The sequence below is a fragment of the Candidatus Binataceae bacterium genome, from assembly GCA_036495685.1.
In the GTDB taxonomy this organism is placed as follows: domain Bacteria; phylum Desulfobacterota; class Binatia; order Binatales; family Binataceae; genus JAFAHS01.
This window is the reverse complement of sequence record DASXMJ010000070.1, coordinates 1-4,037: the sequence shown is the minus strand read 5'-3', so window position 1 is coordinate 4,037 and position 4,037 is coordinate 1. Positions and strand designations below refer to the sequence as shown.

Genomic DNA, 4,037 nt, shown 5'->3' with positions numbered 1-4,037 from the left:
GTGATGCACAAGATGGACACCGATCACGACAATATGGTGTCCCGGAAGGAGTGGATCGCGTTCCAGAACGAAGTATTCGCGATGATAGACACGCACAGGACCGGAGAGGTCGACGAGTCTGAATACATGAGCTCCCGGCCGAACGTGGCTGTGTTCGCCACCGGCGGCTATGCGAACAGCCTGCTCACGCGCGAGATGTTCGAGAAGATCGACACGGACTGGGACGGTAGGATATCCCGCCAGGAATTCCTTCGCTATCAGCTCAAGGTATTCGACATGATGGATACGAGCCGCACTCACAAGGGCTTGCTCGGCCCGGGACAATTCTTCGCGACCGGTGGCTCGCCGGTCTCCTGAGAGCCCCGAGCGGCTGCTGCCGACGGTGCCGATTTACGCTGACCGCGCCAGCTCGTACTGACAAATGTTCACCGTCGCCGCAACGTTCAGCGATTCGATCGCGCCCGTTCCCGCGATCGTGAACGACGTTGCACTGATTCCACTTAGGGAGTCACGTGGCAAACCCCGAGCTTCATTGCCGTAGATGTAGCAGTCGAAGTCACGAAATTCAGGCGCAGAGATTGGCTTACCGTGCAGATCGAGACTGGCGATCCGACCGAAGCGCCCCGGGAGTGCCGGCAACGGCACTTCGAGCTCCACCGGCACATGAAAGATGGCTCCCATGCTGGCGCGCACCGACTTGCCGTTATATACGTCCACGCTATTGGGGCTGAGCAGGCAGCGGAAGCCACCGAACCAGGCGAGCGAGCGCAGGATCGTGCCGAGATTTCCCGGATCCTGAATCTCATGCAGATAGATGGCGCGCTCACCGGGCTGCTGCGTGGGTGTCGCCAGTAACGGCGCGATCGCGGCAATACCCTGGGGCGAGCGCGTCTCACTGAGCTGCGCCATGTGGCGGGAATCGACCACGTGAATCGGGAGCTCGCTGGTCCAGTGCGCATATTCCCGAGTGACATAGATTTCGCTGGTGCGCAGCCGCGCGTCACGAATCGCAGCCTTCTGCAGCTCCTGCACCAGATGCTCGCCCTCCAGCAGGAAACAACCGAACTGCTCGCGGAACTTCTTCTGATGAAGTTTTTTTATGTCTTCGAATTTCACGACAGGCTCCGCGCGACTGCTTCGGCTACCTTGATGCCATCGACACCGGCCGAGAGGATGCCACCGGCATAACCCGCACCTTCACCGCAAGGATAGAGCCCACGCACGTTGAGACTCTGCAGGGACTCAGCGTCCCGCGTGATGCGTACGGGCGAAGAGGTGCGGCTCTCCACGGCGGTGAGCACGGCATCGTCCCGATCGAAGCCGCGGAGCTGCTTACCGAATGCAGGTAATGCCTCGCGTATGGCCTCGATGGCATAGTGCGGCAGAGCCTGTGACAGGTCACCCAAACGCACGCCCGGCGCATATGAGGGAACGACCTCGCCGAGCTGGGTGGAGCCGACACCGCGCAGGAAATCGCCAACCAGCTGTCCCGGTGCGCAGTAGTCGCTGCCGCCTGCAAGAAAGGCCTTGGATTCCCATGCCTCCTGCATGTCGACGCCCGCGAGCGTTCCGCCGGGGAAGTCCGGTTCGGGATTGATTGCGACCACGATGCCGGCGTTGGCATTACGCTCGTTGCGCGAATACTGACTCATGCCGTTGGTGACCACGCGCTCCGGCTCGGAGGTGGCGGCAACCACCGTGCCGCCGGGACACATGCAGAAGCTGTAGACCGAGCGCCCATTGCGGGCGTGATGTACCAGTTTGTAGTCTGCGGCACCCAGTTGCGGATGACCGGCAAAACGCCCGAGGCGGGCGCTGTCGATCAGCGACTGGGGATGCTCGATACGCAGGCCGATGGCAAAGGGTTTGGCCTCGAGATGGACGCGCCGGCGCTCCAGCATGCGGAAGGTATCGCGGGAGCTGTGCCCCAGGGCGAGCACTACGTGGCGACTATGCAGAGTCTCCCCGCTCGCCAGCACCACACCTTCGATCCGTCCCAGTTCGATGAGCAGATCGGTAACCTTGCTTTCGAAGCGTACCTCACCGCCGAGCGAGATGATCTCCTCGCGCATCTTCGATACGACGCCCGTCAGCCGAAACGTGCCGATGTGCGGCTTGCTGACATAGAGAATTTCCGCCGGAGCACCGGCGCGCACGAACTCCCGCATTACCTTGCGGCCATAGAATCTCGGATCTTTGATCTGGCTGTAGAGCTTGCCGTCGGAAAAGAGGCCCGCGCCACCTTCGCCAAATTGAACATTGGATTCCGGCGTCAGCGTGTTCTCCCGCCACAGGGCCCAGGTATCGCGCGTTCGCCGCCGTACATCACGGCCGCGTTCCAGAACGATGGGCTTGAAGCCCATTTGGGCGAGCAGGAGTGCCGCGAATAGTCCGCAAGGGCCGAACCCGACGACCAGCGGCCGTTCCTCGAGCTGCGCGGGCGCTTGCGCAACCGGGTGATAGCTCGTGTCCGGTGAGACGCCGACCTGGCGATCCCGCACGAGGTGCTTCAGCACGGCGGTTTCGTCACGCACCGTGACATCGACGATACAGATGAAAAGGATGCCGCTGTTCTTCTTGCGCGCATCGTAGCTGCGCTTGAAGAGATTGACATCGAGCAACTCCGCCGCGGGGATGGCAAGACGCCGCAAAATGGCTTGACGTAGCGCCTCAGGCGTGTCATCGAGCGGCAACGGCAACTCGGTAATGCGGATCACCGGCGTCTTCCTGGCCGGTAAATCCGGCAGAGGGTAGAATCGCGCGATTATAACCCGTAGCTCCCTCGGAAGATGCCCCGAACGAAAAGCAGCGCCAGCTGGCTCTCCCGCCACCTCAGTGATCCTTTCGTCAAGCAGGCACAGAGGGACGGTTATCGTTCGCGTTCGGCCTACAAGCTGATCGAGCTCAATGACAAGGACAAACTGATCCGCGCCGGCATGCGGGTCATGGACCTCGGCTCCGCGCCCGGCGGTTGGTCGCAGGTGGCTGGCAAGCTCGTCGGCGAAAAGGGACGCGTGCTCGCCACAGACATTCTGCCGATGGACGAGCTGAAGAATGTCGATTTCATCCGGGGCGATTTCACTGACGAGGCCATCGTGCAGCAGGTACTCGCCTGGCTCGGCGGCACAAAGTTCGATCTGATCATTTCCGACATCGCGCCGAACATCAGCGGCATCGATTCGGCCGATCAGGCGAGGTCGATCTATTTCCTGGAGCTGGCGCTCGACACGGTGTGCAAGACCTTGAAGCCTGGTGCGAGCTTCGCCGCCAAGATGTTCCAAGGCTCGGGGTCGGATCAGTATTTGAAGGAGCTGCGGGCTCACTTCGCGAAGGTGCTCATCCGCAAGCCTGCCGCCTCGCGCAAGGAATCGCGCGAGGTATATCTGGTCGCGAAGGGGTTTACCGGATGAAGTAGTTCGCGTTACGCCCCGGCGTGTCGTGCGGCCTTCCCGCTGGAATGTCGTTTCCTCAAGACTGAGCTGACCGCAAGACCTTGATTCGTTCTGCTATGTACGTCCTCCTGCCGGCTGACTTCACCAGCTTCGTGTACTCCTTCAGCCGCTCCCACTGAAAGCGCCGCGGGATCGTCAGTTCGGGCTGCTGGGAGAATAGCCGCGAGCGGCCCGGTGCAAGATAAAACAGGTCGAAAAGCGCCTTCTCGGGCGTTGCGACCTTTGCGTCGGATCGGGGTAGCAGCTCGAATCCCATGAACAGTTCCGGCGGAATGTGATGGAACGAAATCGTGCCCATTGGAGTTTGCAGGCGGCGGGGCCTTGCGGGCGTAACGGCGTAGATGACTGATGGAACCTGCTCGATCAGCCCGTGATGAAACAGAGCTGACTGGAGTGAGACGTAGGCCGGGTAGGGCGCAGAAATCAGTTCGGGCAGCGCCAGTCGATCGATCTTGTCGTGTATCAGCCAGCGTCCGCGGCTTAGGTGGATGACCATCTTTTTTTGCGCCAGGCGCCGCAGGGTCGTGGTCGCACTGCTGATCGAGCCCTGCAGGAGTGCGGCAACGTCTCGCGTTTCAACGACGG

At 61.3% G+C, this 4,037-nt stretch carries 5 protein-coding genes; 2 read left to right on the top strand and 3 right to left on the bottom strand.

Annotation, left to right across the window (positions count from 1 at the left end):
- Positions 1 to 357: EF-hand domain-containing protein (locus tag VGI36_07910; protein ID HEY2485058.1), on the top strand; the 357-nt coding region annotated here is incomplete at its 5' end.
- A 33-nt stretch (positions 358 to 390) separates the two neighbouring features.
- Here the strand turns inward: VGI36_07910 and VGI36_07905 are convergent.
- Complete coding sequence (locus tag VGI36_07905; GenBank protein HEY2485057.1) at positions 391 to 1,116, bottom strand: RNA methyltransferase; 726 nt, start codon at positions 1,114 to 1,116, stop codon at positions 391 to 393.
- Positions 1,113 to 2,717 (bottom strand): NAD(P)/FAD-dependent oxidoreductase, encoded by a 1,605-nt coding sequence (locus tag VGI36_07900; protein ID HEY2485056.1) that lies wholly within the window; start codon positions 2,715 to 2,717, stop codon positions 1,113 to 1,115. Before VGI36_07900 ends, VGI36_07905 begins: the two co-directional genes overlap by 4 nt.
- A 72-nt stretch (positions 2,718 to 2,789) precedes the next feature.
- Here VGI36_07900 and VGI36_07895 point away from each other — a divergent pair, with 72 nt between their 5' ends.
- Positions 2,790 to 3,410, top strand: a complete 621-nt coding sequence (locus tag VGI36_07895) for an RlmE family RNA methyltransferase (GenBank protein HEY2485055.1) — start codon at positions 2,790 to 2,792, stop codon at positions 3,408 to 3,410.
- Positions 3,411 to 3,468: 58 nt separating this feature from the next.
- Here the strand turns inward: VGI36_07895 and VGI36_07890 are convergent.
- Positions 3,469 to 4,037: hypothetical protein (locus tag VGI36_07890; protein HEY2485054.1), on the bottom strand; the 569-nt coding region annotated here is incomplete at its 5' end.

Excerpts from the sequence above, each read along its gene's own strand:
- VGI36_07895 (HEY2485055.1), top strand. The coding sequence starts at position 2,790 with ATGCCCCGAACGAAAAGCAGCGCCAGCTGGCTCTCCCGCCACCTCAGT.